This window comes from Pseudomonas sp. NPDC089758 (assembly GCF_044748705.1).
In the GTDB taxonomy this organism is placed as follows: domain Bacteria; phylum Pseudomonadota; class Gammaproteobacteria; order Pseudomonadales; family Pseudomonadaceae; genus Aquipseudomonas; species Aquipseudomonas putida_X.
Genome location: NZ_JBIVGN010000012.1, coordinates 1 through 25,504 on the forward strand (window position 1 = coordinate 1; position 25,504 = coordinate 25,504).

Below are 25,504 nucleotides of genomic sequence, written 5' to 3' on the forward strand. Positions count from 1 at the left end.
GAGTTTCTCGTTCCGACTACGCTGGAAGTGGGGCGCATTATAAGGGGATTCGAGAACGCGTCAAGGCTTAATTCCAATAAACTTCACAATCGCTGAAAAACAAAGCGGGGAGGCCTGTCGGCCTCCCCGCTTCTATATATAGCTACACCACCAGGCACTCACTATATAGCTACACCACCAGGCACTCACTCCGCCTTGAGCGTAACCCGGGCAAACGCCTTCTTGCCCGCCTGGCACACATGAGTGGCGCCAATCGCAAACATGAAGTCACGTTCAACCACCGCACCATCGACCTTTACCGCACCGCCATTGAGCAGATCGCGCGCCATCGCCGAGTTTTTCACCAGGCCTGCACGGTTCAATACAGCAGCGATCGGCAGGTCTTCGGCCGCTGCCACCTCGATCTCAGGCAGATCTTCCGGCAACTCACCCTCTTTCATGCGATTACCCGCCGCGCGGTGGGCGTTGGCAGCCGCCTCTTCACCATGGAAACGCGCAACGATTTCTTCCGCCAGCTTGATTTTGATGTCGCGCGGGTTCGCACCATTGGCGACATCGGCACGCAACTGCTCGATCTCTTCCATGGAGCGGAAGCTCAGCAACTCGAAGTAACGCCACATCAGCGTGTCCGGGATCGACACCAGCTTGCTGTACATCACCCCAGGGGCTTCCTGGATACCGACATAATTGCCCAGCGACTTGGACATTTTCTTCACGCCGTCCAGCCCTTCGAGCAGCGGCATGGTCACGATGCACTGCGCTTCCTGGCCGTAAGCGCGCTGCAACTCGCGCCCCATCAGCAAGTTGAACTTCTGGTCGGTACCACCGAGTTCCACGTCAGCCTTGAGGGCTACCGAGTCATACCCCTGCACCAGCGGGTAGAGGAATTCATGAATGGCAATCGGCTGGTTGGTGGTGTAGCGCTTGTCGAAGTCGTCGCGCTCAAGCATACGCGCCACCGTGTACTGCGACGCCAGGCGAATGAAATCAGCCGGTGTCAGCTTGTCCATCCAGGTGGAGTTGAACGCGACCTCGGTCTTGGCCGGGTCGAGAATCTTGAACACCTGCTGCTTGTAGGTCTCGGCGTTATCCAGCACCTGCTCACGCGTCAGCGGCGGGCGAGTCGCACTTTTGCCGCTGGGATCACCGATCATTCCGGTGAAGTCACCGATCAGGAAGATGACCTGATGACCCAGCTCCTGGAACTGGCGCAGCTTGTTGATCAGCACGGTGTGCCCCAAGTGCAGGTCAGGCGCGGTCGGGTCGAAACCTGCCTTGATACGCAGAGGCTGGCCGCGCTTGAGCTTCTCCACCAGTTCCGACTCGACCAACACTTCTTCCGCACCGCGCTTGATAAGCGCCAGCTGCTCTTCAACCGACTTCATAGACAGACCCGCAAGGCTCAGATTCAAGGGGAGCCAACCATACAAGATCGGCCATCAAATACAAGTTTCGCAACGGAATGTGACCTGACCGCAGCCTCGCGGCGTCTACGCGCCCTTGCGTGAAAATGGATTTGGTTATATTTTATACAGTTATTTCATCTTCATCATGTCATTCATCTTTTCCATATTCACTTTTCTTCAAAAAGTCACCTTACCTATGACCGACGAAACGCCTAAAGCGCCCCCGCTTTATCCGAAAACCCACCTGCTGGCCGCCAGCGGCATCGCCGCCCTGCTCAGCCTGGCTCTGCTGGTATTTCCGTCCAGCGAAGTCGAAGCCAAAAAGACTACCCTCAGCCTCGAACTGGAAAGCCCGGCGGAGCAACTCAAGGGTGAGTCCGCCGCCGCGCCACTGGTGCAGACCCAAGCCGATCAAGGTTCACCTTTCGCGCAAATCGAAGGTGCCGATAGCAAAACCGAGCAAGCTTCCCAAGGGCTTCCGGCCCTGGAGCAAAAACCCGAAGCCACAACGCCTGGGCATCGCGAAGTCACCGTGGCGCGTGGCGATACACTGTCCACCCTGTTCGAAAAAGTCGGCCTGCCCGCCAATGCGGTACACGACCTGCTGGCCAGCAGCAAGCAGGCCAAGCAATTCAGCCAACTCAAGCACGGCCAGGTTTTGCAGTTCGAGCTCGATAAGGACGGCCAATTGGCCAGCCTGCAAAGCAAGGTCAGCACCCTCGAAACCATCCGCCTGACGAAGACCGCCAAGGGTTATACCTTCGACCGCGAAATCAGCAAACCCCTGGTACGTACCGCGTACGCCCACGGTGTGATCAAAAGTTCGTTGTCGGCCTCGGCCCAGCGTGCCGGGCTGTCGCATAGCCTGACCATGGACATGGCCAAGGTACTGGGCTATGACATCGACTTCGCGCAGGACATCCGCCAGGGTGACGAATTCGACGTGGTCTACGAGCAGAAGGTCCTGGATGGCAAGGTGGTTGGCACAGGCAACATCCTGTCTGCCCGCTTCACCAACCGTGGCAAGACCTACACGGCGGTGCGCTACACCAACAAGCAGGGCAACACCAGCTACTACACAGCCGATGGCAACAGCCTGCGCAAGGCGTTCATCCGCACCCCCGTGGACTTTGCTCGTATCAGCTCGCGATTTTCCGCAGGCCGCAAGCACCCGATCCTGAACAAGATCCGCGCACACAAGGGTGTCGACTATGCCGCCCCACGCGGCACACCGATCAAAGCAGCCGGTGACGGCCGCATCGAACTGGCCGGCCGTCGCGGTGGGTACGGCAACACAGTGATCATCGCCCACGGCAACAGGTACAAGACCCTCTACGGGCACATGCAGGGCTTTGCCAAAGGCATCAAGACCGGCAGCAGCGTGAAGCAGGGGCAGATCATCGGTTATATCGGCACCACCGGCCTGTCCACGGGCCCGCACCTGCACTATGAGTTCCAGGTCAATGGCGTCCACGTCGACCCGCTGAGCCAGAAGGTACCGATGGCCGACCCGATCGCCAAGGCCGAGCGCCAGCGGTTCTTGCAGCAGAGCAAGCCACTGATCGCGCGCATGGATCAGGAAAAGGCCACCATGCTCGCAGCGAACAAGCGCTGATCCATGGCGCTCTACCTGGGAGTAATGTCTGGCACCAGCCTCGACGGGCTGGACATTGCCCTGATCGAACAAGGCGAGCGGCTGGAGCTGCTCGCCACCCATTACCTGCCGATGCCCGCCGAGCTGCGTCAGCAACTGCTTGCCCTTTGCGCCAGCGGCCCTGACGAAATCGCACGTGCAGCATTGGCGGAAAACCACTGGGCCAGCCTTGCCGCAGAAGGCATACAGCAGTTGCTGAAAAAGCAGGGGCTGCAGCCTGCCGCCATCCGCGCCATCGGCAGCCATGGCCAGACCATCCGCCACGAGCCTGCCCGGGGTTTTACTGTACAGATCGGCAACCCGGCATTGCTTGCCGAGCTCACCGGGATCGCAGTGGTAGCCGATTTCCGCCGGCGCGATGTGGCGGCTGGCGGCCAAGGCGCGCCTCTGGTGCCTGCGTTTCATGAAACCCTGTTCGCCCATCTTGGCCAGCGGCTGGCAGTGCTCAACGTGGGCGGCTTCAGCAACCTCAGCCTGATCGAGCACGACAAGCCGGTCCACGGCTTCGACTGTGGCCCCGGCAATGTCCTGCTGGATGCCTGGATCGAGCGTAAGCGCGGTCAGGCCTATGACGCCGACGGCGCCTGGGCGGCCAGTGGCGTGGCCCAGACCGATTTGCTGAACGCGTTGCTGAGTGATCCTTTCTTCGTCGGCAGCGGCCCGAAGAGTACAGGCCGCGAAGTGTTCAACCTGGCCTGGCTGGATGGCCATCTCGCTCGTATGCCGCATTATCGCGACGAGGATGTCCAGGCCACACTGCTTGAACTGACGGCGCGAACCATCACTGAGTCCTTGCGTAATGCACAGCAAGGCACAGAAGCACTGCTTGTCTGTGGAGGCGGTGCACACAACGGTGCATTGATGGCTCGCCTTGACGCGCTGCTACCCGATACCCGGGTCACCAGCACCCAGGCATATGGCGTAGACCCAGACTGGGTCGAGGGTATGGCATTTGCCTGGCTGGCTCATTGCTGCCTGGAAGGGATCGCTGCCAACCGCCCCAGCGTTACGGCAGCGAAGGGGCTCCGGGTGCTGGGCGCGATCTACCCAGCCTGACCTTGCAACCGCCAACGAAAACGCCGCGCGAATGCGCGGCGTTTTTTGTACTACCGGGCTTCAGATCGAGAAGGAAGATCCACAGCCACAGGTGGTAGCGGCATTCGGGTTCTTGATCACGAAGCGCGAACCCTCAAGACCTTCCTGGTAATCCACCTCCGCGCCCGCCAGATACTGGAAGCTCATGGGATCTACCACCAGGGATACACCTTCGCGCTCGACGATGGTGTCATCTTCGGCCACATCTTCATCGAAGGTGAAGCCGTACTGGAAACCCGAGCAGCCACCACCGGTCACGAAAACCCGCAGTTTCAGACGATCATTACCTTCCTCGCAAACCAGAGTCTTCACCTTTTGCGCGGCGCCGTGAGTGAATTCCAAAGCCGTGGGGGTGAAGGTTTCGACGCTCATGTTGATTCTCCCGGCGCAGTAGCCGCCATAAAACTCGATGACGCGCATTATCCGCTTCTCCGAGAAAATCGGTCAACAATTCGTAAGCCGCAAGTGACAAGCTACAAGCTGAACGCAGTACGCTCACTTGCAGCTTGTGCCTTGCCGGCGGTGTCAGGGCAGCAGGCCGGCATGGGACAGGCCCATGCGCTCGTCCAGGCCAAACAGAATGTTCAGGTTCTGCACCGCCTGGCCTGACGCGCCCTTGACCAGGTTGTCGATGACCGACAGCACGACCACAAGGTCACCACCTTGCGGGCGATGAACGGCAATACGGCATACGTTGGCACCGCGAACGCTACGGGTTTCCGGGTGACTGCCCGCTGGCATCACGTCGACGAACGGCTCGTCAGCGTAGCGCTTCTCGAACAGTGCCTGCAGGTCGACCGACTTATCGGCAACCGTCGCGTACAGGGTCGAGTGAATGCCGCGGATCATCGGGGTCAGATGCGGCACGAAGGTAAGACCGATATCCGTGCCCGCAGCCAGGCGCAGGCCTTGGCTGATTTCCGGCAGGTGACGGTGGCCCTTGACCGCGTAGGCCTTCATGCTCTCGCCAGCCTCACAGAACAGCGACCCCACGGCGGCACCACGGCCGGCGCCACTGACACCCGACTTGCAATCGGCGATCAGGCGCGACGGGTCGGCCAGGCCCGCTTCGAGCAGTGGCAGGAAGCCCAACTGGGTAGCGGTCGGGTAGCAGCCCGGCACGGCGATCAGGCGCGCCTGGCGAATTTTCTCACGGTTGACTTCAGGCAGGCCGTAGACCGCATCCTTGAGCAACTCCGGCGCGCCGTGCGGCTGACCGTACCATTTCGCCCACTCGGCAGCGTCCTGCAGGCGGAAGTCGGCGGACAGGTCAATGACCTTGGTTCCGGCAGCCAGCAACTCGCCGGCCAGGGCGTGCGCGACACCGTGCGGGGTGGCGAAGAAGACCACGTCGCAGGCTGACAGGGCCTTGCTGTCCGGCACACTGAAAGCCAGGCCGTCATAGTGGCCGCGCAGGTTCGGATACATGTCGGCGACCGCTACGCCCGCCTCGGAACGCGAAGTGATGACCGCCACTTCGGCCTGTGGATGCTGTGCCAGCAGACGCAACAGTTCGACGCCGGTGTAACCCGTGCCGCCGACGATACCGACCTTGATCATAACGCTTGCCCCTTATCAACGAGCCGTCTGGAAAGCGCACGATGATAGGGGCGCAAGGCGCCTGTAACAACTCTTCGGGTGACCCTTCGGGCGCTTGGCCTCTACTATCTGACGACCGTGAATACCTGAAGGAACTCTCTCCATGCTTTACCTATGGATAAAAGCGCTGCACATCGTCAGCGTGGTCTGCTGGTTCGCCGGCCTGTTCTATCTGCCCCGGCTGTTCGTCTACCACGCCCAAAGCCAGGACAGCATCAGCCAGGACCGCTTCGTTACCATGGAGCGCAAGCTGTACCGCGGCATAATGAACCCGGCGATGATTGCCACCTACGTGTTCGGCGCCTGGATGCTCTATCTCACCCCGGGCTGGCTGAGCCAAGGCTGGCTGCATGCCAAATTGACACTGGTAATTCTGCTCACCGGCTACCATCACATGTGCGGCGCCCAGCGCAAACGCTTTGCCAACGGCGCCAACACCCGCAGCCACGTTTACTACCGCTGGTTCAACGAAGTACCCGTGCTGTTCCTGCTGGGCATCGTGATTCTTGTGGTGGTCAAACCGTTCTGACGTTGAACGCACTGTTCAGGAGCCTCGCCCATGTCCCTGCCTGCTTCGCTCGAACAACGCCTGCGCTTGCCCGTGGTGGCGGCGCCGATGTTCCTGATCTCCAATCCCCAGCTGGTCCTGGCCTGCTGCGGCAATGGCGTGGTCGGCAGCTTTCCGGCCTTGAACCAGCGCGACAGTGCCGGCTTCAAAGGCTGGCTCGAGGAGATCGAAGCGGGCCTTGGGCAGCTGCAAACGCCAGCCCCTTATGCGGTGAATCTGATCGTCCACCCATCCAACCCGCGTCTGCAGGCTGACCTTGCCCTGTGTGTCGAGCATCAGGTGCCTATAGTCATCACCAGTCTTGGCGCGGTGAAGGAAGTCGTGGATGCCGTGCACGGCTATGGCGGCCTGGTGTTCCATGATGTGACCACCCGGCGTCACGCTGAAAAAGCTGCACAGGCCGGCGTCGATGGCCTGATCGCGGTGGCGGCAGGTGCAGGCGGGCATGCGGGCACCTGGAGCCCGTTCGCCCTTGTGGCCGAAATCCGCCAGTTTTTCGACAAGACACTGCTATTGGCCGGCTGCATCAACCACGGCCATGAAATACTCGCCGCCCAGTTGCTTGGCGCGGACCTGGCCTACATGGGTACTCGCTTCATCGCCACCCGGGAGAGCCAAGCCCAAGAGGCCTATAAACAGATGCTGCTCGGCGCGCATGCAGCGGACATCGTCCATACCCCAGCGGTGTCCGGCATACCAGCCAGCTTTTTGCGTCAGAGCCTTGAACAGGCCGGGTACGACATGGCCGCACTGAAGGCCGGCCAGGAGCAGGGCAAACTCAAGCCAATCGATAATGAAGCCAAGGCCTGGAAGACAGTATGGTCTGCCGGGCAAGGCGTCGGAGATATCCATGACCTGCCCGGCGCCGCCGCACTGATCGAACGCCTGCACGGTGAATACAAAGCAGCCCTGGAGCGCAGCCAGGCGCTACGCGCCAAGGCCTAGCAGCAAAAGGCAACACCTGGCCCGGCCACGCTGTACACTAGGCGCCCTCTCTAGCCCTCAGGAGCCTTGCATGACCCGTTACGCCATGATCACTGGTGCTTCCAGCGGCCTGGGCTTGGCCCTGGCGGAAGCGCTGGCGCGGCGCGGGCGCAATCTGATCCTGGTGGCACGCAATCGCGAAACCCTTGAACCGGTTGCCATAGAGCTGACCCAGCGCTTCGGCGTCGAAGTGCTGCTACGCGCCTGCGACCTCAGCCAGCCACTGCGCCTGTCCGGTTTCGTACTCGAACTGGAAGAGGGCGAGCGGCGCATCGACCTGTTGGTCAACTGCGCCGGCCAGCGTACCTATGGCCCGTTTCTCGCCCACGAATGGGCAGACGAGCAGGACCTGCTGGAAGTGAATATTCTCGCCATGAGCCGCCTGTGCCACGCCATTGGCAACCTCATGGCAGTACAGGGTGGTGGGCAGATCCTCAACGTCGCCGGCCTGGCCGCCATAGCGCCAGGCCCCTGGATGGCCACCTATGCCGCCAGCAAGGCCTATGTGATGCATTTCACCGAAGCCCTGCGCGAAGAGCTCAAGCCCACAGGCATCAAGGTTTCAGTGCTTTGCCCCGGGCCTGTGCGCTCTTCGCGCCGGCCTATTCCCAGGCTAGAAGGCAGCAGCCGCTGCCTCAGCCCCGAAGAAGTAGCGCTGTACACCGTGCGCGCACTGGCGAAGAACCGGGCGCTGATCATGCCGGTTCGCCGCAACCGCTGGCTGGCATTCGCCCCACGTCTGTTGCCCCGCTGGTTGTCGCGCAAGCTTGCAGGCTTCATCCACCGCCGTTACTGCCCGGTCGGAATGGAATAGCCCACTGGGCGAGCGGCGCCTGGCTAAGTACACTCGGCCAGGACCCTCACCATGGAGCAAGTGCTGTGGACGATTTATTCATCAAGATCATCAACCGGGAAATCCCGGCGAAGATCATCTACGAGGACGACCAGGTTCTGGCGTTCCACGACATCGCGCCCCAGGCGCCGGTGCATTTTCTGGTCATCCCGAAAAAACACATCCGTACGCTCAATGACCTGACCGAAGAGGACAAGGGCCTGGCCGGCCACATCCTGTTCACCGCCCAGCGCCTGGCCAAGGAACTGGGTTGCGAGGATGGCTTCCGCGTGGTCATGAACTGCAACGAGCAAGGTGGCCAGACCGTCTACCACATCCACATGCATGTGCTCGGCCAGCGCCAGATGCACTGGCCACCGGGCTGACCCAAGGCAAGCCCACCCCGGGCGATTGAGGTAAACTGTCGGGCATCACTTCAGCGGAGGTGCCCGATGGCTACCGAACGTCACTACTCGCCGCTCGACCGCTTGTTGCTGCAGGCCGATACCGCCATGCGCACCTTGCTGCCCTTCAGCGGCCAACCCTCCCGGCCGTCCCCGGCCATTGTCCAGCCGGACGTCGAACTCGACGAAAGCCAGACCCGCCACATTGCCGGGCTCATGCGCATCAACCATACCGGAGAGGTCTGCGCCCAGGCGCTGTACCAAGGCCAGGCCCTGACCGCCAAACTGCCTCAGGTGCGCAAGGCGATGGAACATGCGGCCGAGGAAGAAATCGACCACCTGGCCTGGTGCGAACAGCGCATCCGTCAGCTGGGCAGCCACCCCAGCGTGCTCAATCCGTTGTTCTACGGCATGTCGTTCGGCATCGGCGCGCTCGCCGGCATGGTCAGCGACAAGGTCAGCCTGGGCTTCGTCGCCGCCACCGAGCATCAGGTGTGCAAACACCTCGATGAACACCTGGAGCAGATCCCCCATGAGGACGAAAAGTCCCGTGCCATTCTCGAGCAGATGCGCGTCGACGAAGAGCAGCACGCCGATTCGGCCCTTGAAGCAGGTGGCTATCGCTTCCCCGCGCCGGTACGCTTCGGCATGAGCATGCTGGCCAAGGTCATGACCAAGAGCACTTACCGCATCTAAGGGCACGCCAATGACGGACCGTATCGACGCCAAGGACCTGGCGCGCGCCGTACAAGCAGGCATTCTCCAGCCGGGCCAGGACAAGGCTCTGCTGGACTTCCTGCACCAGCAGCCGGTAGTTCGTGGCAGCTTCCAGCTGGCGCACGTCGCCTTCTACTTCGGCGCCCTACTGATCATGGGGGCGATGGGCTGGCTGCTGACCGAGGCCTGGATGCGAATCGGTGATTGGGCGCTGCTGGCCATCGCCATCCTTTACATCGGCCTTCTCACCCTGTTCGCCCTCACTCTGCAAAAACGCCAGCAACCTATCGCCTCTGGCGTCTTGGCGGCGGTCGCGGTAAGCATCGTGCCCTTGGCAGTCTTTGCCATCGAACGCCTGGCCGGCTGGTGGCCATTGGATGATCGGCAAACGGACTATCACCAGTACTACACCTATGTGCAGGGCGGCTGGCTGATGATGGAGGCGGCCACGGTAGTCGCCGGTTTGTTGATGCTGCGCCTGATCCCCTACCCGTTTATCGTCATGCCGATTGCCATTGCCTTGTGGTTCATGTCGATGGACCTTAGCGAGTGGGTGTTCGGCTCACCGTTCAGCTGGGAACAGCGGCGCACGGTTTCGCTGTGGTTCGGGCTTGGGCTGCTGCTGGTGTTTCTGGTGGTCGACGGGCGCACGCGTGAGGATTACGCCCACTGGGGTTACCTGGCCGGGCTGGCAGCGTTCTGGGGTGGGCTAACGCTGGTCGAAAGCGACAGCGAGCTGGGTAAGGCATTGTACTGCTTGATCAACCTGGGGCTGATGGCCATGGCGGTGCTGCTGCGCCGGCCAGTGTTCATGGTCTTCGGGGCCCTGGGGGTGGCTGCTTACCTGGGTTATCTGTCGTACGAGGTGTTTGCCGATTCGCTGCTGTTCCCTGTGGTGCTGACCTTGATCGGGCTCGGGGTCATCGCCCTGGGGCTGGGTTATCAAAAGCGCCGGGAGCACCTCAGCCAGTCATTGAGGCGTTGCGTGCCCCGTTGGCTGGTGGTGGCTCTCCCAGCGTTGCGCAATTGATGGCCGTCGGGGCCGCCTTGCGACCCTGAAGTCTTACCCCAGCTCAACGATCTCGTAACCGTGGGTGATTTCCACACCCGCCCGCTCCAGCATGATCGACGCCGAGCAATATTTCTCCGCCGACAGCTCCACCGCACGCTTGACCTGAGCCTCTTTCAGCCCACGCCCTTTGACCACGAAGTTCATGTGTATCTTGGTAAACACCTTCGGATCTTCGCTGGCGCGCTCGGCTTCAAGGAAGGCTTCGCAGCTTTCCACCGCTTGGCGCGATTTCTTCAGGATGCTCACTACATCGAAGCTGCTGCAGCCACCCAGGCCGAGCAGGAGCATTTCCATCGGGCGCACGCCCAGGTTGCGGCCCCCAGCCTCGGGCGGGCCGTCCATCACCACCACATGGCCGCTCCCCGATTCGCCAAGGAACATCGCTTCACCGGCCCATTGGATGCGTGCCTTCATCTGTCCGTACTCCTGGATCTAGCAAAAAGGGTGTCAGCTTAAGCCTTGTGTGGCTGTCGGAAAAGCTCCACAGGTTCGGCATTTGTGCCGAAACATCTTGCAGTGTCTGATAAGCTGGCGCCAATTGACTGACGCGTCATGTCAGCCAACTCCCCACCAGAGCCCATGGGTCGTATCGAACAGGATTTCGTGATGGTTGCCTCAGCCCTACCCGCCAAGATCAAGAACATCGACAAGCTGCTGATGCACTGCCAGCGCCGCCGCTACACCGCCAAGAGCAATATCATCTGTGCTGGTGACCGAGCCGAAACGCTGTCGTTCATCATCAAAGGCTCGGTCACCATCCTCATTGAGGATGACGAAGGCCACGAGATGATCATCGCCTACCTCAACAGTGGCGATTTCTTCGGCGAACTGGGTTTGTTCGAACCCGCCGGCAGCGATCAGCAGCGCAGCGCCTGGGTGCGCGCCAAGACAGAGTGCGAAGTAGCCGAGATCAGTTACGACAAGTTTCGCGACCTGGCCCGCCAAGACCCGGAGATTCTCTACTCCCTCGGCAGCCAGATGGCCCAGCGCCTGCGTAACACCACACGCAAGGTCGGCGACCTGGCCTTCTTCGATGTTACCGGCCGGGTCGCCCGCTGCCTGCTGGACCTGTGCAAACAGCCAGATGCCATGACCCACCCGGACGGCATGCAAATCAAGATCACCCGCCAGGAAATTGGCCGTATCGTCGGCTGCTCGCGGGAGATGGTCGGCCGCGTGCTCAAGGACCTCGAGGAACGCAGCCTGGTCCAGGTCAAGGGCAAGACCATGGTGGTTTACGGTACGCGTTAATCCTTGGGTAACGCTGCAAGTACTTCCCTGTACGCCTGCGAAAGGCGCTCGTACCACGGCACAGCGGGCGCCACTTCGTGCAGGGCTATATGGCTGTCGGCCCGGCAGCGCTGCTCGAGCTCGCAACATTCATTGAACAGATTGACCGCCGCGACCATGGACTCGCGCTCGTTATCCAGCAACAACGCACCATGCACCAGCACCACAGGCCGTTTTCCACCCAGCCCCTGGCGCCAACGTTGGGCAGTACCCACCAGCTTGCGGCCATTGAGGTTGACGTTGTAGCGGCCATCGCAGAAGGCCCCGTCGATCTCGCCTACCGAAGCCACACCACCCCACTCGCGCAACACGTCGCACAACGGCAGGCAGAGCCGTTCATAGGCGTTCTCGATACGGCCATGGTCGCCTTCGCTGCGGGGAGCTACGTACACCAGCGCCACATTCACCGTCGAATGCGACTGAGGCACCGGTTCACCACCGGTTTCACGCAGCAGCACTGGCCAGCCCGCGATCGCCAATTCCGAGCAGGCTGCCTCGAAGTTGTCCAGGCGGCTCATGCGCCGAGGCATGACCAGCGCATGATCCGTCGGGCGCCAGAACAGCACACCACTCTCGGCTTCGCCACGACAGACTGCAGCCAAAAGATCTTGCTCGGCGCGCAAGCCCTGCTCGACGGTAAGGGCCAGGGGTTGATCGGTCATTGATCCACCTTAGATAAAGCCGGCGATTGCCGGCTTCAACGTTGCTTAGTCCAGATGCTGAACAGTCTTCTTCACTTGTTCAGGGAAGAACAACCGCTGCAATTCCAGCCCCGGCTGCTCGGCCCGCATGAACGCCTCGCCCACCAGGAACGAATAAACGTCATTGATCTCCATGAGCTCGACATCCGCACGGTTGAGGATGCCACTCTCGGTGATGGCCAGGCGATCGCGGGGGATGCGTGGCAGCAGGTCGAGAGTGGTTTCCAGGCTGACGTCAAAGGTATGCAGGTTGCGGTTGTTGACACCCACCAGCGGGGTATCAAGGGTGTTCAACGCGCGCTCCAACTCATCACCGTCATGTACTTCGACCAGCACATCGAGGCCGACGTCCTTGGCGGTAGTAGCCAGCTCGGCCATCCTGACGTCATCGAGCGCCGACACGATCAACAGCACGCAGTCTGCACCCAAGGCGCGTGCTTCGATGATCTGATAAGGGTCGACCATGAAATCCTTGCGGATCACCGGCAGCGAAACGGCGGCGCGAGCCTGCTGCAGGTACTCATCGGCCCCTTGGAAGTAGTCCACGTCGGTCAGCACCGACAGGCAAGTCGCCCCGCCCTTTTCGTAGCTGACGGCAATTTCCGACGGGACGAAGTTCTCGCGGATCACACCCTTGCTCGGCGAGGCCTTCTTGATTTCGGCAATCACCGCTGGCTGCTTGCGCTTGGCCTGCTCGATCAGGGCATTGGCAAACCCGCGCGGGGCATCCGCCTCCTTGGCCAGGCGCTCCATTTCGGCGAGGCTGACGCGCGCGCTGCGCTCTGCCACTTCCTGGAACTTGCGGGCAATGATCCTTTCCAGCACCGTCGGGACACTCATGCTTCGTTCTCCACCTTGAATACCGCTGTAAAGGCACCCAGCTCCTGCAGCTTTTCCCACGCTAGCCCTGTGTGCAGCACATCGTGCGCCAGATCCACACCCGCCTTCAGGCTCATGGCGTGGTCAGCGGCGTACAACGCAGCGCCCGCGTTGAGCACTATCATCTCGGCAGCCTTCTGGCCGTTCTCGGTCTTGCGCCGGCCCAGTGCATCACGGATCAACTCCAGCGATGCCTGTGGATTTTCGACTGCCAGGCCATGCAGGCTCTGGCTCTTCATGCCAAGGTCTTCAGGCTCGACCCAGTACTCGCTGATCTGGTCGTTCTTCAGTTCGGCGACAAAGGTAGGCGCGGCCAGGCTGAACTCGTCCAGGCCATCCTTGGAATGCACGACCAGCACATGCTTGCTGCCCAGGCGTTGCAGCACTTCAGCCAGCGGGCGGCACAAGGCCTGGCTGAACACGCCGACCACCTGGTGTTTCACCCCAGCCGGATTCGTAAGCGGGCCGAGCATGTTGAACAGGGTACGCAGGCCCAGGTCGCGGCGCGGGCCTGCGGCATGTTTCATGGCTGTGTGATGGCTCTGCGCGAACATGAAGCCAATGCCGAGGCTGTCAATGCAACGCCCCACTTGGGTAGGCGTGAGGTTCAGGTAGATGCCCGCAGCTTCCAGCAGGTCCGCACTGCCGCTCTTGCCGGAAACCGCGCGGTTGCCATGTTTGGCCACGGTGCAACCCGCCGCCGCCAGGACGAACGCGGAAGCGGTGGAAACGTTGAAGATGTTGGCGCCATCACCGCCCGTGCCGACGATATCGACCACGCCATCTAGGCTTTTGAGCTCGACCTTGTCAGCCAGCTCACGCATGACCGAAACCGCGCCAACGATCTCGTCGATGCTTTCGCTCTTCATGCGCATGCCCATCAGGAAGGCACCGATCTGCGCCTCGCTGCACTGGCCGGTCATGATCTGGCGCATCACATCGCGCATTTCTTCGGTAGAGAGGTCCAGGTGGCCGACAATACGGCTCAACGCGCTCTTGATATCCATGCTCGGTCCTTAGCGGCGGCCGCCGGTCTGCTTGAGGAAGTTGGCGAACAGCTCGTGGCCCTGCTCGGTCAGGATGGACTCGGGGTGGAACTGCACCCCTTCTATATTCAGTGTCTTGTGGCGCAGGCCCATGATCTCGTCGACCGAACCGTCGTCATGTGCGGTCCAGGCTGTCACCTCCAGGCACTCTGGCAGGGTCTCGCGCTTGACCACCAGGGAATGGTAGCGGGTCACGGTGAGCGGGTTGTTGAGGCCGGCGAACACGCCCAGGTCGCGGTGATACACCGGGCTGGTCTTGCCGTGCATCACCTGGCGGGCACGCACGACATCGCCGCCAAACGCCTGGCCGATCGATTGGTGGCCCAGGCAAACCCCAAGGATCGGCAGCTTGCCGGCGAAATGCAGGATGGCCTCGATGGACACACCGGCTTCGCTCGGCGTGCAAGGGCCGGGGGAGACCACGATCCGTTCAGGGTTGAGGGCTTCGATCTCGGCAACGGTGATTTCGTCGTTGCGGAAGACGTTGACCTCGGCACCCAACTCGCCAAGGTACTGCACGACGTTGTAAGTGAATGAGTCGTAATTGTCGATCATCAGTAACATCAGGCTAAACCTCTAGAATCTACTGACTTTAAAAGTCGAACCTTCCTACACCATAAACAGACACGGCGTTGCCACTAAGGGCGCTCGGACACGGACAGGAAGGCAAACGGGGGCGGGCCGGGCAGGCCGGCAAGAGATAAAGTCAGGCGCGCCAACGCCAACGGGCGTGGGCCTTGATAACGCGCATCAAGAGTTTGCTGACGATCAACACGGGATAGGTCTCGCTCATACTTGCAGGCACAGTAGCCTACCGGGGCGGCGGGCGCAATATGCCCGTAAATACGGGAAACGAATGGACTTGGAAGGCATGCCCCGCGATTTGCTATGGTCGATCGGGCTGTACTCATAAAAACAATGAAAAGGATGTTCACACATGCGAAAAACACCCTTGCTACGTTTTACCCTGGCTACCTTGGCGCTCGCCTGCAGCCAAGCTTTCGCTGCGCCCTCGCCTTACTCGACAATGATCGTCTTCGGGGACAGCCTCAGCGACGCCGGGCAATTCCCTGACCTGACCGGCGGCACTGCCGGCATGCGCTTTACCAACCGTGATGCGAATGGCAACTTTGCACCTGTCTCGCCCATGATCCTCGGCGCCCGCCTGGGTGTGAATGCCGATGAGTTGAACCCGTCCACATCACTCGGGATACGCCCCGACGGCAACAACTGGGCCGTTGGTGGCTACACCACGCAGCAGATCCTGGATTCGGTCACCGACACTTCCCAGACAATCATTCCGCCTGGTCAAGACTTTGCCGGCCTGGTCCTACGCGAGAAGGCCGGTTACCTGGCCAATGGCTTGCGCGCCGACCCCAACGCCCTCTACTACCTGACCGGGGGCGGTAACGACTTCCTGCAGGGCCTGGTGAGCAGCCCTGCCGATGCGGCCGCTGCGGGGTCGCGCCTGGCCGCCAGCGCCCAGGCCCTGCAACAAGGCGGCGCCCGCTACATCATGGTCTGGCTGCTACCCGACCTCGGGCAAACGCCGAACTTCAGCGGCACGCCGCAGCAAGGCGCGCTGTCGCAACTTTCCAGCGTGTTCAACCAGTCACTGGTCAGCCAACTGGGCCAGATAGATGCCGAAATCATTCCACTGAACATTCCCGTACTGCTGAACGAAGCACTGGCCAGCCCGACGCAGTTCGGGCTGGCCAGCGGGCAGAACCTGGTCGGTACCTGCTACAGCGGCAACAGTTGTGTGGAAAACCCGCTGTACGGCATCAACGGCACCACCCCTGACCCCACCAAGCTCCTGTTCAACGACTCGGTGCACCCAACCATCGCAGGCCAGCAACTGATTGCCGACTACGGCTACTCGATCCTCTCCGCACCCTGGGAGCTGACACTGCTACCGGAAATGGCCCACGCCAGCCTGCGCGCGCATCAGGACGAACTGCGTAATCAATGGCAGACACCCTGGCAAGCGGCAGGCCAATGGCAGGCCTTTGTTGCCACGGGTGCGCAAGACCTGGACTACGACAGCGAGCGCAGTTCTGCCAACGGTGACGGGCGCGGCTACAACCTCACGTTGGGCGGCAGCTATCGGCTCAACGACGCTTGGCGCTTAGGGCTTGCCGGCGGTATCTACCGCCAGAAACTGGAGGCAGGCGAACAAGACTCGGACTACAAGCTCGACAGCTACCTGGCCAGTGCCTTCGCCCAGTTTCGTCAGGACCGCTGGTGGGCGGACGCAGCGCTGAGCGCCGGGCACCTGGATTACCGGGACCTCAAGCGTACCTTCGCCTTGGGCGTGAATGACCGAAGCGAAAAAGGTGATACCGACGGCGAAGCCTGGGCTGTGACCGGCCGGCTGGGATACAACCTGGCAGCCGATAGCAGCCAATGGCAGTTGGCCCCTTTCATCAGCGCCGACTATGCACGGGTGAAGGTGGACGGTTATGACGAGAAGAGCGGACGCTCGACGGCCCTGGGCTTCGATGACCAGGAACGCACGTCGCGTCGTTTGGGCGTTGGGTTGCTCGGCAGCGTGCAGGTACTGGCCAACACCAGGCTTTTTGCCGAGGTGGCGCAGGAGCATGAGTTCGAAGATGACCAGCAGGACGTGACCATGCACCTGACCACACTGCCAGCCAATGACTTCACGCTGACCGGGTACACACCGCAGAGCGACCTGACCCGCGCCAGCCTCGGGCTGACCCATGAGCTGGTGGCGGGGGTACACCTGCGCGGGAACTACAACTGGCGCAAGAGCGATGAGTTGACCCAGCAAGGAATAAGCCTGGGCGTCAGCGTCGACTTTTAACCCATTGGGGCCGCCATGCGGCCCCACGCCTGAGCGTTACTCGGCAGGAGACTGCTCAGCCAATGCTACTGCACGGAACATCGCCCGGCGCTTGTTGATGGTTTCTTCCCATTCCAGCGCCGGCACCGAGTCGGCGACGATGCCGCCACCTGCCTGCACATGCAGCTCGCCGTCCTTGATCACCGCCGTGCGAATGGCAATTGCGGTATCCATGTTGCCGTTCCAGGCGAAGTAGCCCACCGCACCACCGTAGACGCCCCGTTTGACCGGCTCCAGTTCGTCGATGATCTCCATCGCGCGAATCTTCGGTGCACCCGACAGTGTACCCGCCGGCAGAATCGCCCGCAGGGCATCCATGGCGGTCAAGCCCTCGGCCAGTTGGCCGGTGACGTTGGACACGATATGCATCACGTTGGAGTAGCGCTCGATCACCATCTTTTCGGTCAGGCGCACGCTACCGGTGGAAGACACACGGCCCACATCGTTGCGGCCAAGGTCGATGAGCATAAGGTGCTCGGCGATTTCCTTGTCGTCCGACAGCAGGTCATCTTCCAGCGCTCGGTCGGCCTCCTCGTTCGCCCCCCGTGGGCGGGTACCGGCAATCGGTCGCACGGTAACCAGGCTGTCTTCAACCCGCACCAGCACTTCCGGCGAACTGCCGACCACGTGGAAGTCCCCGAAGTTGAAGAAGTACATGTAAGGCGTCGGGTTGAAGCAGCGCAGCGCACGGTACAAATCGATGGGCGCTGCCTTGAAGTCGATCGACATGCGCTGGGACGGCACCACTTGCATGCAGTCACCGGCCAGGATGTACTCCTTCACGGTGTCCACAGCACGCTCGTAATCCTCCTGGGTAAAAGAGGAGCGGAACGCCGGCTCTGCCGCCATGGGGCCGCTCAGGTCCAGGCCGCGTCGCGGCGTGATGGGTTCACGCAGCTTGGCCAGCAGGCCTTGCAGGCGCGCCTGGCCTTGCTCGAAAGCCTGCTCTTCGGACGGGTCGACCAGTACGATCGCATGCATCTTGCCGGCCAGGTTGTCGAACACCACCACGGCATCCGAAACCATCAGCAGGATGTCCGGGACGCCCAGCGGGTCAGGATTGGGACAAGCGCCCAGGCGCTTTTCCACATAGCGTACGCAGTCATAGCCGAAGTAGCCGACCAGGCCACCGTTGAAACGCGGCAGGCCGGCAATGTCAGCGACCTTGTAGCGGTCCTTGAACGTTTTGACGAATGCCAGCGGGTCTTCGACATCATGGCTTTCGACCTGCACGCCATCGTGCAGGATGCTCACGTGATAGCCATGCACACGCATCACCGTGCGCGACGGCAGGCCGATCATCGAATAACGCCCCCACTTCTCTCCACCCTGCACCGACTCGAGCAGGTACGAGTTGGCCTGGTCTGCCAGCTTCAGGTAGATGGAAAGCGGGGTATCGAAGTCGGCCAGGGTTTCACAGGCCAAGGGGATGCGGTTGTAGCCAGCAGCGGCCAGGCGCAGGAATTCTTCGCGGGTCATGAGTAGCCTCGGAGCAACAATGAGAGACGGGCAAACGGACGGGCCGGCTAAGGCCGGCGGGCAGAAGTCAGGCGCGCCAACGCCAACGGGCCAGGGCCTTGATGACTTTCATCCAGAATTTGCCGGTAACCACCACGGAAGGCTCTCTGTCTTGTGAGGCTTGAAGGTCCGCCAACGTTATCCCAGTGTCGGTGACTACGCAACCAGGCAGCAGCAGGCGCAGATCGCCCAAGACCAGGCTGGGCGCTTCTTCATCGATCGGCCGGCCGTGGTTGTAGCCATAGCTGAGCCCAACGCACTGCACACCGGCAGCCTTGGCCGCCAGCACATCACTGCGCGAGTCCCCCACAAACAGCGCCTGGCCAGGCTCGACGCCGGCCATTTTCATGACGAACAGCAACGCAGCAGGGTCGGGCTTCTTCTGTGGCAGGGTATCGCCGCCGATGATCCAGCGGAAATAACGGCCGATCTTCATCTGGTCGAGCAAGGGTGCGACGAAGCGTTCCGGCTTGTTGGTGATCAGCGCCATCTCCACGCCCTGCTTGCGCAGCCAGCGCAGGGTTTCGCGCACACCAGGGTAGACGACCGTCAGATCATGGCTTTCAGCATACGCCTCCATGAACAGTGCAAGGCCGCGCTCGGCCAGCTCATCGTCTACCGTGGCGTGGTCCAGGCCGCCGGCAAGGGCGCGGCGCACCAGTACGGGCGCGCCGTTGCCTACCCACTGCCGCACGGCGTCGAGGCCGACGGCCGGTCGGCCAAGTTCGAGCAGCATGCGGTCAACGGCTGCGGCCAGGTCGGGGACTGAATCGATCAGGGTACCGTCCAGATCGAACATCACCAGCCTGGGCAGCGTCCCGGGGAACAGCTGCTCGAAGCCGCTCATGGCCGGGCCTGAGCCAGTTCGGCGCGCATCTTGGCGATCACTTCCTGATAATCCGGCGCGTTGAAGATCGCCGAGCCGGCAACGAAGGTATCAGCGCCTGCGGCAGCGATCTCGCGGATGTTGTTGACGTTGACCCCACCGTCGATTTCCAGGCGGATATCACGGCCACTGGCGTCGATCAGCGCCCGTGCTTCACGCAGCTTGTCCAAGGTGCCGGGGATGAACTTCTGCCCGCCAAAGCCTGGGTTGACGCTCATCAGCAGCACCATGTCGACCTTGTCCATCACGTATTTCAGCGCGTCCAGGCTGGTTGCCGGGTTGAACACCAGGCCGGCCTTGCAGCCACCGTCACGGATCAGCTGCAGCGAGCGGTCGATGTGCTGCGAAGCTTCCGGGTGGAAGGTGATGTAGGTGGCTCCGGCTTCGATGAAGTCACCGATGATGCGGTCTACCGGGCTGACCATCAGATGCACATCGATCGGCGCGGTCACACCGTATTTGCGCAAGGCAGTGCAGACCATCGGGCCGATGGTCAGGTTGGGTACGTAGTGGTTATCCATCACGTCGAAGTGGACGATGTCGGCACCAGCGGCCAGCACCTTGTCGACGTCCTCGCCCAGGCGGGCGAAATCGGCGGAGAGAATGGAGGGGGCAATAGCGTAGGGCTGCATGGCGCACCTGTTGGCAGAATCTAGGTGGCGCGCATTGTAACTCAGGGAACCGGATAGGGGCTGATTGGCATCAATGCGTGGCGACGCCTGTCGCCGTCTCGCCGCTACCGGCCCTTAGCGGGCTTGCCTGTGAAGGGCCGGTACCGGCGACATGGCTCAGGCAGGCTGCTGAGTCCTCAGCTTTTCACTGCGCCCGCGCAGCCACTCCAGGGTCAGCAACAACACCACCGAAAAACCGATCAGCAAGGTGGCCGCCGCTGCAATCGTCGGGCTCAGGTTCTCGCGGATGCCGCTGAACATCTGCCGCGGCAGGGTGGCCTGCTCTGGCCCGGCGAGGAAAAGCGTCACCACCACCTCATCGAAAGAGGTAGCGAAGGCGAACAGCGCTCCCGAGATGACCCCGGGGGCGATCAGCGGCAAGGTGACCCTGCGAAACGCAACCACCGGTGAGGCCCCCAGGCTGGCAGCCGCACGCACCAGGTTGTAATTGAAGCCTTGCAAGGTCGCCGACACGGTGATGATGACGAACGGCACACCCAGCACCGCGTGCACCAGGATCAGCGAAATGAAGCTGTTACCCATCCCCAGCGGGGCAAAGAACAGGTAGCTGGCTACACCAATGATCACCACCGGCACCACCATCGGCGAAATCACCAGCGCCATGACCAGCGACTTGCCCGGAAAATCGGCGCGGGTAAGCCCGATCGCGGCCAGCGTGCCGAACACCATGGCCAGCAGCGTGGCCGCCGGGGCGACGATGACGCTGTTGCGCAGGGCGCGCATCCACTCGGCCGAAGCGAAGAAGTCGTGGTACCACTGCAGAGAGAAGCCTTGCAGTGGATACACCAGGAAGCTGCCACTGTTGAACGACAGCGGCACGATCACCAATACCGGCAACACCAGAAACAGCAATATCAGGCCGCAAAGGATACGCAGGCTGTAGAACCACACCCGCTCCACGGGCGACATGTATGGGCTAAGCATCACTAGGCTCCTCAGCTCAGGCGCAGGCGGCTGGCACCGACCAGCCAGCTATAGATCAGGTACAGCAGCACGGTCGCCAGCAGCAACAGCCCACCCAGCGCGGTGGCCATGCCCCAGTTGATGCTGGTGTTGGTATAGAAAGCCACGAAGTAGCTGACCATCTGGTCGTTCGGGCTGCCGAGCAGCGCCGGGGTGATGTAGTAGCCGATGGCCAGGATGAACACCAACAGGCAACCGGCGCCCACGCCCGCGTAGGTCTGCGGGAAGTACACCCGCCAGAAGCTGGCGAACGGGTGGCAACCCAGGGAGATCGCTGCACGCATGTAGCTTGGCGATATGCCCTTCATCACGCTGTACAGCGGCAGGATCATGAACGGCAGAAGGATGTGAACCATCGAGATGTACACGCCGGTACGGTTGAACACCAGCTCCAGCGGCTGATCGATGATGCCGATTGCCATCAGGGCACTGTTGATCAGGCCGCCTGATTGCAGCAGCACGATCCACGCCGCCACCCGAACCAGTATCGAAGTCCAGAATGGCAGCAATACCAGGATCATCAGCAGGTTGCCCTGGCGGGTTGGCAGGTTGGCCAGCAGGTAGGCCAGCGGATACGCCAGCACCAGACAGATGGCCGTGATCACCACACCCATCCACAGGGTGCGAGCAAAGATATCCAGGTATATAGCCTGGTCGGGGGTGGCCTTGGCCAATTCGCCAAGATCATCGATACGGTGGTCGACCGATGCCAGCAGGTAATAGGACGTCACGCTACTGGTGTTGCGGCGGATCGCCTGCCAGTACGCCGGGTCGCCCCAACGTTCATCGAGGGCCTGCAAGGCCTCTTTATAAGAAGCAGGTTCAGCCTTGAACGGCAGCGCCCGAGCGGTCTTGGAGAGCAGGCTGCGGTAGCCGGCCAGCTCCATGTTCAGGCGTTTGGACAGGTCGCCCAAGGTCTGGTTCTTGCGCGATTCGGCCAGGTCCTGGCTAAGGGCCTTGTAAACCGGCTCGCCGGGCAGGCTCTTGCCGTCCCACTGCGACACAGCCTGAACCGTGCGCGGCAGGCCGTTGACCACTTCCGGGTTGTCGACGCTCTTGAACAGCAGCGCCGCGATGGGCACCAGGAACACCAGCAGAAGAAACAGCGCCAGCGGCGCAATGAGCGCCTGCGCCTTCCAGCGGTTGACCCGCTCGGCGTGCTTGAGGCGCTGCTTGAGACTTGGACCTGCGCCTTCGTTGAGGGGCACTGCAATGGCCATGGCGAACTCCGCAAAAACAGGGGAACAGGGAGCGCCAGCCAGGCGGCCGGCGCTCCTTCGAGGCGCCTTACTTCTTCGCCGCCCAGGCGTTGAAGCGTTGCTCCAGTTGCTCGCTGTTGTCGGCCCAGAAGGCCACATCGATCTGCACCTGGTTGGCGATGTTTTCAGGCGTGGTCGGCATGTCCTTCTTCACCGCGTCCGTCAGCAGCGGTACAGCCTTGGCGTTGGCCGGGCCGTAGGCGATGTTCTCGGAGTAGGTCTTCTGCTGCTCGGGCTGAACGGTATAAGCGATGAACTTCTTCGCTTCTTCAACATTCTTGGCCCCCTTCGGGATGGCCCAAGCGTCGAAATCGTAGATACCACCGTTCCATACCACCTTGAGGTTGCTCTCTTTCTGCACCGCGGCAATACGCCCGTTGTAGGCCGAGCTCATGACCACATCACCCGATGCCAGGTACTGCGGCGGCTGGGCGCCCGCTTCCCACCACTGGATGCTTGGCTTGAGTTCGTCGAGTTTCTTGAAGGCGCGGTCCACGCCTTCCTTGCTGGCCAGCACCTGGTACACATCCTTGGGCGCAACGCCGTCGGCCATCAGGGCGAACTCGAGGGTGTACTTCGCGCCCTTGCGCAGGCCGCGCTTGCCCGGGAATTTCTTCGTGTCCCAGAAATCGGCCCAGCTGGTCGGGGCTGTCTTGAGCTTGTCAGCGTTGTAGGCCAACACCGTCGACCAAACGAAGAAGCCCACGCCGCACGGTTGGATGGCGCCTTTCACATAATCGCTTTCGTTACCGAACAAAGCCGGGTCGAGTTCCTCGAACATGCCTTCGTCGCAACCACGGGCCAATTCTGGCGACTCCACCTCCACCAGGTTCCAGGACACGCTGTTGGTATCGACCATGGCTTTGATCTTGGCCATTTCGCCGTTGTACTCGCCAGCGACGATCTTGCCCTTGCCGGCCTTCTCCCATGGCTCGTAGAACGCCTTGACCTGGGCCGCCTTGTTGGCGCCACCGAAGGACACCACGGTCAGGTCTGTCGCCATGGCCTGGCCGGCGGCGAACAGGCCAAGGGCCAGGGCGGTCAGTTTCAGCTGCTTGCGCATTATTATTCTCTCCACAGTACAGGGTTGGTGAAGCAATCCATCAGTGGGCTTCGGCAATCGGATCGAGCGCGCGCGCGTGCTCCACCTCCCAGCCCAGCGGTACCACATCGCCCACGGCAAGCGCCGGGTCGAGCTCGGCAATCGGCTGTTTCACGAAAAAGTCAGCCTTGCCACAGACTTCCAGACGCACCCGTACATGGTCGCCCAGGTAAATGAACTCGGCCACGCGGCCGGAGAATCGATTGACGCAGCTTTCGCTGTGGCCATTGAGACGCACGCGCTCCGGGCGTACCGACAGGGTCACCGGCTCGCCAGCCTGGCCGACGTTCACCGCCAGTGCCTCGACCCGCTCGCCGCGGGCCAGCTGCACCTGGCAACGGTGACCGTCACTGGCCAGCAGCGTGCCGTTGATGCGGTTGTTCTCACCGATGAAGTTGGCGACGAAGGTGTTGCGCGGCTCTTCATAAAGGGTGCGCGGGTCGGCGATCTGCTGGATCTCGCCTTCATGGAACACGGCCACGCGGTCGGACATGGTCAACGCCTCGCCCTGGTCGTGGGTTACGTAGACCACCGTCACACCCAGGCGCTGGTGAATGTGCTTGATCTCCATCTGCATGTGTTCACGCAGCTGCTTGTCCAGCGCGCCGAGCGGCTCGTCCATCAGTACCAGCTGCGGCTCGAACACCAACGCCCTGGCCAAGGCCACGCGCTGCTGCTGGCCACCGGAAAGCTGGCCAGGGTAGCGCTTGGCGAAGGCATCGAGCTGCACCATGTTGAGTACCCGCTTGACCCGTTCACTGATGTCGGTCTTGCTCAGGTTGCGCACGCTCAGCGGAAAAGCGAGGTTTTCCGCCACGGTCATGTGTGGGAATAGCGCGTAGTTCTGGAACACCATGCCGATGTCACGTTTGTGCGGCGGCACGTTGTTGATGGAGCGCCCGGCCAACTGGATTTCACCGGCGGTCGGGGTCTCGAAACCGGCCAGCATCATCAGGCTGGTGGTTTTGCCCGAGCCGGACGGGCCGAGCAAGGTGAGGAATTCACCTTTGCGAATGTCCAGGTTGAGGTCTTTGACGATCAGCGATTCGCCGTCGTAGCTCTTCTGCACACCACGGAAACTGACCAGCGTCTCACCGGTGGTCGCGTTCGAATTCGCCTCGCTCATGCCTGCACCTTCTTGTTGGAATGACTGCGTAGGCAAAGACTAAAGAAGACGCAAGCGCCCGCAAATCGGGGGCACTGAGAGAATGCCATCATCCGGTTGGAAGCGTTTGTGTAGGGATTGCCCTACACAGATGGCGGTATTGGAATGCAGGCTTCAGCCATCCAAGGGGAAAGCGGTACCCGGCGGGTAACCTCTGTCGCAAACAGAACAGTCAGACCAGCTTGTGCTCCATGGCGTACTTCACCAACTCAGCCAGCGAATTGACCTTGAGTTTCTGCATCAGCCTCGCCTTGTGGGTGCTGATGGTCTTGCTGGAGAGCGCCAACTGCTGAGCGATATCGTTGACGTTGGCGCCTTGGGCCAGGCGTTCGAACACCGAGAACTCGCGCTCTGACAGCAGCGTATGCAGCGGCCGGGTCTCGGTCAGGCCAACCTCGAAGACCATGCGGTCGGCCAACGCCGGGTCGATGTAGCGCCCGCCGCCTGCCACCCGCCGGATTGCGGTCAGCAGCAAGGCAGGGTCACTGTCCTTGGTGGCATAACCGGCAGCGCCGGCCTTGAGCGCGCGCGCGGCCATCTGCGCTTCGTCGTGCATCGACAGCATCAGGATCGCCGGCGGGTTGTGCAGCGCGCGGATCCGCGCAATCGCCTCCAAACCACTGACCCCGGGCATCGAGATATCCAGCAACACCACTTCGCAGGGTGTGCGGCGCAAGGTTTCCAGCAACTGTTCACCATTGCCGGCCTCCCCCACTACCTGCATATCCTTGGCCAGGCCGATCAACTGCTTGATGCCTTCGCGGACAATGGTGTGGTCTTCGGCCACCAGCACTCGAATCACGATC

The 25,504-nt window shown here is 61.6% G+C and carries 26 protein-coding genes; 10 read left to right on the top strand and 16 right to left on the bottom strand.

What is annotated here, in order from left to right; genetic code table 11:
* Positions 1-185: 185 nt before the first annotated feature.
* Entirely contained in the window at positions 186-1,385 is a 1,200-nt protein-coding gene (tyrS, locus tag ACIPZH_RS16915; RefSeq protein WP_241807094.1) for a tyrosine--tRNA ligase, read from the bottom strand.
* Positions 1,386-1,602: 217 nt separating this feature from the next.
* On the opposite strand from tyrS, the gene ACIPZH_RS16920 reads away from it, so the two are divergent.
* Together ACIPZH_RS16920 and ACIPZH_RS16925 are read left to right on the top strand one after the other, a co-directional pair.
* Positions 1,603-3,021 (top strand): peptidoglycan DD-metalloendopeptidase family protein, encoded by a 1,419-nt coding sequence (locus ACIPZH_RS16920; RefSeq protein WP_400636949.1) that lies wholly within the window; start codon positions 1,603-1,605, stop codon positions 3,019-3,021.
* Positions 3,022-3,024: 3 nt separating this feature from the next.
* Positions 3,025-4,116 (top strand): anhydro-N-acetylmuramic acid kinase, encoded by a 1,092-nt coding sequence (locus ACIPZH_RS16925; protein WP_400636951.1) that lies wholly within the window; start codon positions 3,025-3,027, stop codon positions 4,114-4,116.
* 60 nt (positions 4,117-4,176) lie between these two features.
* Here the strand turns inward: ACIPZH_RS16925 and erpA are convergent, their stop codons facing one another.
* Positions 4,177-4,527 (bottom strand): iron-sulfur cluster insertion protein ErpA, encoded by a 351-nt coding sequence (gene erpA, locus ACIPZH_RS16930; RefSeq protein WP_046787605.1) that lies wholly within the window; start codon positions 4,525-4,527, stop codon positions 4,177-4,179.
* 153 nt (positions 4,528-4,680) lie between these two features.
* Entirely contained in the window at positions 4,681-5,715 is a 1,035-nt protein-coding gene (gene argC / locus ACIPZH_RS16935) for an N-acetyl-gamma-glutamyl-phosphate reductase (protein ID WP_196997117.1), read from the bottom strand.
* 142 nt (positions 5,716-5,857) lie between these two features.
* Here argC and hemJ point away from each other — a divergent pair, with 142 nt between their 5' ends.
* The 6 genes from hemJ to ACIPZH_RS16965 all read left to right on the top strand — a co-directional run bounded on the left by hemJ (position 5,858) and on the right by ACIPZH_RS16965 (position 10,289).
* Positions 5,858-6,283 (top strand): protoporphyrinogen oxidase HemJ, encoded by a 426-nt coding sequence (hemJ, locus tag ACIPZH_RS16940; protein WP_400628809.1) that lies wholly within the window; start codon positions 5,858-5,860, stop codon positions 6,281-6,283.
* A gap of 30 nt (positions 6,284-6,313) precedes the next feature.
* Complete coding sequence (locus ACIPZH_RS16945; RefSeq protein ID WP_400636953.1) at positions 6,314-7,267, top strand: NAD(P)H-dependent flavin oxidoreductase; 954 nt, start codon at positions 6,314-6,316, stop codon at positions 7,265-7,267.
* Between the two features lie 70 nt (positions 7,268-7,337).
* Complete coding sequence (locus tag ACIPZH_RS16950; protein ID WP_241807089.1) at positions 7,338-8,120, top strand: SDR family oxidoreductase; 783 nt, start codon at positions 7,338-7,340, stop codon at positions 8,118-8,120.
* Positions 8,121-8,185: 65 nt separating this feature from the next.
* Positions 8,186-8,524 (top strand): histidine triad nucleotide-binding protein, encoded by a 339-nt coding sequence (locus ACIPZH_RS16955; protein WP_012316537.1) that lies wholly within the window; start codon positions 8,186-8,188, stop codon positions 8,522-8,524.
* Positions 8,525-8,590: 66 nt separating this feature from the next.
* Positions 8,591-9,238, top strand: a complete 648-nt coding sequence (gene coq7, locus ACIPZH_RS16960; RefSeq protein ID WP_012316538.1) for a 2-polyprenyl-3-methyl-6-methoxy-1,4-benzoquinone monooxygenase — start codon at positions 8,591-8,593, stop codon at positions 9,236-9,238.
* A 10-nt stretch (positions 9,239-9,248) separates the two neighbouring features.
* Positions 9,249-10,289: a DUF2157 domain-containing protein gene (locus ACIPZH_RS16965; RefSeq protein WP_400636956.1), complete on the top strand. Its 1,041-nt coding sequence runs from the start codon at positions 9,249-9,251 to the stop codon at positions 10,287-10,289.
* Between the two features lie 33 nt (positions 10,290-10,322).
* On the opposite strand, the gene ACIPZH_RS16970 is transcribed toward ACIPZH_RS16965, so the two are convergent.
* A complete protein-coding gene (locus ACIPZH_RS16970; RefSeq protein ID WP_004376171.1) occupies positions 10,323-10,745 on the bottom strand; it encodes an OsmC family protein in 423 nt (140 codons plus the stop codon).
* Between the two features lie 192 nt (positions 10,746-10,937).
* Here ACIPZH_RS16970 and crp point away from each other — a divergent pair, with 192 nt between their 5' ends.
* Positions 10,938-11,582 (top strand): cAMP-activated global transcriptional regulator CRP, encoded by a 645-nt coding sequence (gene crp / locus ACIPZH_RS16975; RefSeq protein ID WP_241807087.1) that lies wholly within the window; start codon positions 10,938-10,940, stop codon positions 11,580-11,582.
* Here the strand turns inward: crp and ACIPZH_RS16980 are convergent.
* The 4 genes from ACIPZH_RS16980 to ACIPZH_RS16995 are packed head-to-tail and all read right to left on the bottom strand — an operon-like array spanning position 11,579 to position 14,811.
* Positions 11,579-12,283 (bottom strand): biotin/lipoate A/B protein ligase family protein, encoded by a 705-nt coding sequence (locus tag ACIPZH_RS16980; RefSeq protein WP_400636958.1) that lies wholly within the window; start codon positions 12,281-12,283, stop codon positions 11,579-11,581. The genes crp and ACIPZH_RS16980 overlap by 4 nt on opposite strands.
* A 45-nt stretch (positions 12,284-12,328) precedes the next feature.
* Complete coding sequence (gene trpC / locus ACIPZH_RS16985; protein ID WP_267819188.1) at positions 12,329-13,162, bottom strand: indole-3-glycerol phosphate synthase TrpC; 834 nt, start codon at positions 13,160-13,162, stop codon at positions 12,329-12,331.
* Positions 13,159-14,208 (bottom strand): anthranilate phosphoribosyltransferase, encoded by a 1,050-nt coding sequence (gene trpD / locus ACIPZH_RS16990; RefSeq protein ID WP_267819190.1) that lies wholly within the window; start codon positions 14,206-14,208, stop codon positions 13,159-13,161. Before trpD ends, trpC begins: the two co-directional genes overlap by 4 nt.
* 9 nt (positions 14,209-14,217) lie before the next feature.
* On the bottom strand, positions 14,218-14,811 hold the full coding sequence (locus tag ACIPZH_RS16995; RefSeq protein ID WP_267819192.1) for an aminodeoxychorismate/anthranilate synthase component II: 594 nt from the start codon (positions 14,809-14,811) through the stop codon (positions 14,218-14,220).
* 373 nt (positions 14,812-15,184) lie between these two features.
* Here ACIPZH_RS16995 and estP point away from each other — a divergent pair, with 373 nt between their 5' ends.
* Positions 15,185-17,074: an esterase EstP gene (estP, locus tag ACIPZH_RS17000; protein WP_400636960.1), complete on the top strand. Its 1,890-nt coding sequence runs from the start codon at positions 15,185-15,187 to the stop codon at positions 17,072-17,074.
* 36 nt (positions 17,075-17,110) lie between these two features.
* Here estP and trpE read toward each other — a convergent pair whose 3' ends face one another.
* From trpE to ACIPZH_RS17040, 8 genes are all read right to left on the bottom strand, one after another.
* A complete protein-coding gene (trpE, locus tag ACIPZH_RS17005) occupies positions 17,111-18,592 on the bottom strand; it encodes an anthranilate synthase component I (protein WP_400636962.1) in 1,482 nt (493 codons plus the stop codon).
* A gap of 67 nt (positions 18,593-18,659) precedes the next feature.
* On the bottom strand, positions 18,660-19,478 hold the full coding sequence (locus ACIPZH_RS17010; RefSeq protein WP_400636964.1) for a phosphoglycolate phosphatase: 819 nt from the start codon (positions 19,476-19,478) through the stop codon (positions 18,660-18,662).
* Positions 19,475-20,149 carry a ribulose-phosphate 3-epimerase gene (gene rpe / locus ACIPZH_RS17015; protein ID WP_136912648.1) on the bottom strand — a complete coding sequence of 225 codons (675 nt, stop codon included), beginning with the start codon at positions 20,147-20,149 and terminating at the stop codon, positions 19,475-19,477. Before rpe ends, ACIPZH_RS17010 begins: the two co-directional genes overlap by 4 nt.
* 156 nt (positions 20,150-20,305) lie before the next feature.
* Positions 20,306-21,133, bottom strand: coding sequence for an ABC transporter permease (locus ACIPZH_RS17020; protein ID WP_012316549.1), 828 nt, complete (start codon positions 21,131-21,133; stop codon positions 20,306-20,308).
* Positions 21,134-21,144: 11 nt separating this feature from the next.
* Positions 21,145-22,392 (bottom strand): ABC transporter permease, encoded by a 1,248-nt coding sequence (locus ACIPZH_RS17025; RefSeq protein WP_400636966.1) that lies wholly within the window; start codon positions 22,390-22,392, stop codon positions 21,145-21,147.
* 67 nt (positions 22,393-22,459) lie between these two features.
* Entirely contained in the window at positions 22,460-23,494 is a 1,035-nt protein-coding gene (locus tag ACIPZH_RS17030) for an ABC transporter substrate-binding protein (protein WP_400628792.1), read from the bottom strand.
* Positions 23,495-23,534: 40 nt separating this feature from the next.
* Positions 23,535-24,659, bottom strand: coding sequence for an ABC transporter ATP-binding protein (locus tag ACIPZH_RS17035; RefSeq protein ID WP_241807076.1), 1,125 nt, complete (start codon positions 24,657-24,659; stop codon positions 23,535-23,537).
* A 211-nt stretch (positions 24,660-24,870) separates the two neighbouring features.
* Positions 24,871-25,503, bottom strand: coding sequence for a response regulator (locus ACIPZH_RS17040; RefSeq protein ID WP_400637114.1), 633 nt, complete (start codon positions 25,501-25,503; stop codon positions 24,871-24,873).
* Position 25,504 lies beyond the last annotated feature (1 nt).

Bases quoted from the DNA above. Each gene is read 5' to 3' on its own strand.
- tyrS (WP_241807094.1), bottom strand. From the start codon at position 1,385: ATGAAGTCGGTTGAAGAGCAGCTGGCGCTTATCAAGCGCGGTGCGGAA.
- ACIPZH_RS16920 (WP_400636949.1), top strand. From the start codon at position 1,603: ATGACCGACGAAACGCCTAAAGCGCCCCCGCTTTATCCGAAAACCCAC.
- ACIPZH_RS16925 (WP_400636951.1), top strand. From the start codon at position 3,025: ATGGCGCTCTACCTGGGAGTAATGTCTGGCACCAGCCTCGACGGGCTG.
- erpA (WP_046787605.1), bottom strand. From the start codon at position 4,527: ATGAGCGTCGAAACCTTCACCCCCACGGCTTTGGAATTCACTCACGGC.
- argC (WP_196997117.1), bottom strand. From the start codon at position 5,715: ATGATCAAGGTCGGTATCGTCGGCGGCACGGGTTACACCGGCGTCGAA.
- hemJ (WP_400628809.1), top strand. From the start codon at position 5,858: ATGCTTTACCTATGGATAAAAGCGCTGCACATCGTCAGCGTGGTCTGC.
- ACIPZH_RS16945 (WP_400636953.1), top strand. From the start codon at position 6,314: ATGTCCCTGCCTGCTTCGCTCGAACAACGCCTGCGCTTGCCCGTGGTG.
- ACIPZH_RS16950 (WP_241807089.1), top strand. From the start codon at position 7,338: ATGACCCGTTACGCCATGATCACTGGTGCTTCCAGCGGCCTGGGCTTG.
- coq7 (WP_012316538.1), top strand. From the start codon at position 8,591: ATGGCTACCGAACGTCACTACTCGCCGCTCGACCGCTTGTTGCTGCAG.
- ACIPZH_RS16965 (WP_400636956.1), top strand. From the start codon at position 9,249: ATGACGGACCGTATCGACGCCAAGGACCTGGCGCGCGCCGTACAAGCA.
- ACIPZH_RS16970 (WP_004376171.1), bottom strand. From the start codon at position 10,745: ATGAAGGCACGCATCCAATGGGCCGGTGAAGCGATGTTCCTTGGCGAA.
- crp (WP_241807087.1), top strand. From the start codon at position 10,938: ATGGTTGCCTCAGCCCTACCCGCCAAGATCAAGAACATCGACAAGCTG.
- ACIPZH_RS16980 (WP_400636958.1), bottom strand. From the start codon at position 12,283: ATGACCGATCAACCCCTGGCCCTTACCGTCGAGCAGGGCTTGCGCGCC.
- trpC (WP_267819188.1), bottom strand. From the start codon at position 13,162: ATGAGTGTCCCGACGGTGCTGGAAAGGATCATTGCCCGCAAGTTCCAG.
- trpD (WP_267819190.1), bottom strand. From the start codon at position 14,208: ATGGATATCAAGAGCGCGTTGAGCCGTATTGTCGGCCACCTGGACCTC.
- ACIPZH_RS16995 (WP_267819192.1), bottom strand. From the start codon at position 14,811: ATGTTACTGATGATCGACAATTACGACTCATTCACTTACAACGTCGTG.
- estP (WP_400636960.1), top strand. From the start codon at position 15,185: ATGCGAAAAACACCCTTGCTACGTTTTACCCTGGCTACCTTGGCGCTC.
- trpE (WP_400636962.1), bottom strand. From the start codon at position 18,592: ATGACCCGCGAAGAATTCCTGCGCCTGGCCGCTGCTGGCTACAACCGC.
- ACIPZH_RS17010 (WP_400636964.1), bottom strand. From the start codon at position 19,478: ATGAGCGGCTTCGAGCAGCTGTTCCCCGGGACGCTGCCCAGGCTGGTG.
- rpe (WP_136912648.1), bottom strand. From the start codon at position 20,149: ATGCAGCCCTACGCTATTGCCCCCTCCATTCTCTCCGCCGATTTCGCC.
- ACIPZH_RS17020 (WP_012316549.1), bottom strand. From the start codon at position 21,133: ATGCTTAGCCCATACATGTCGCCCGTGGAGCGGGTGTGGTTCTACAGC.
- ACIPZH_RS17025 (WP_400636966.1), bottom strand. From the start codon at position 22,392: ATGGCCATTGCAGTGCCCCTCAACGAAGGCGCAGGTCCAAGTCTCAAG.
- ACIPZH_RS17030 (WP_400628792.1), bottom strand. From the start codon at position 23,494: ATGCGCAAGCAGCTGAAACTGACCGCCCTGGCCCTTGGCCTGTTCGCC.
- ACIPZH_RS17035 (WP_241807076.1), bottom strand. From the start codon at position 24,659: ATGAGCGAGGCGAATTCGAACGCGACCACCGGTGAGACGCTGGTCAGT.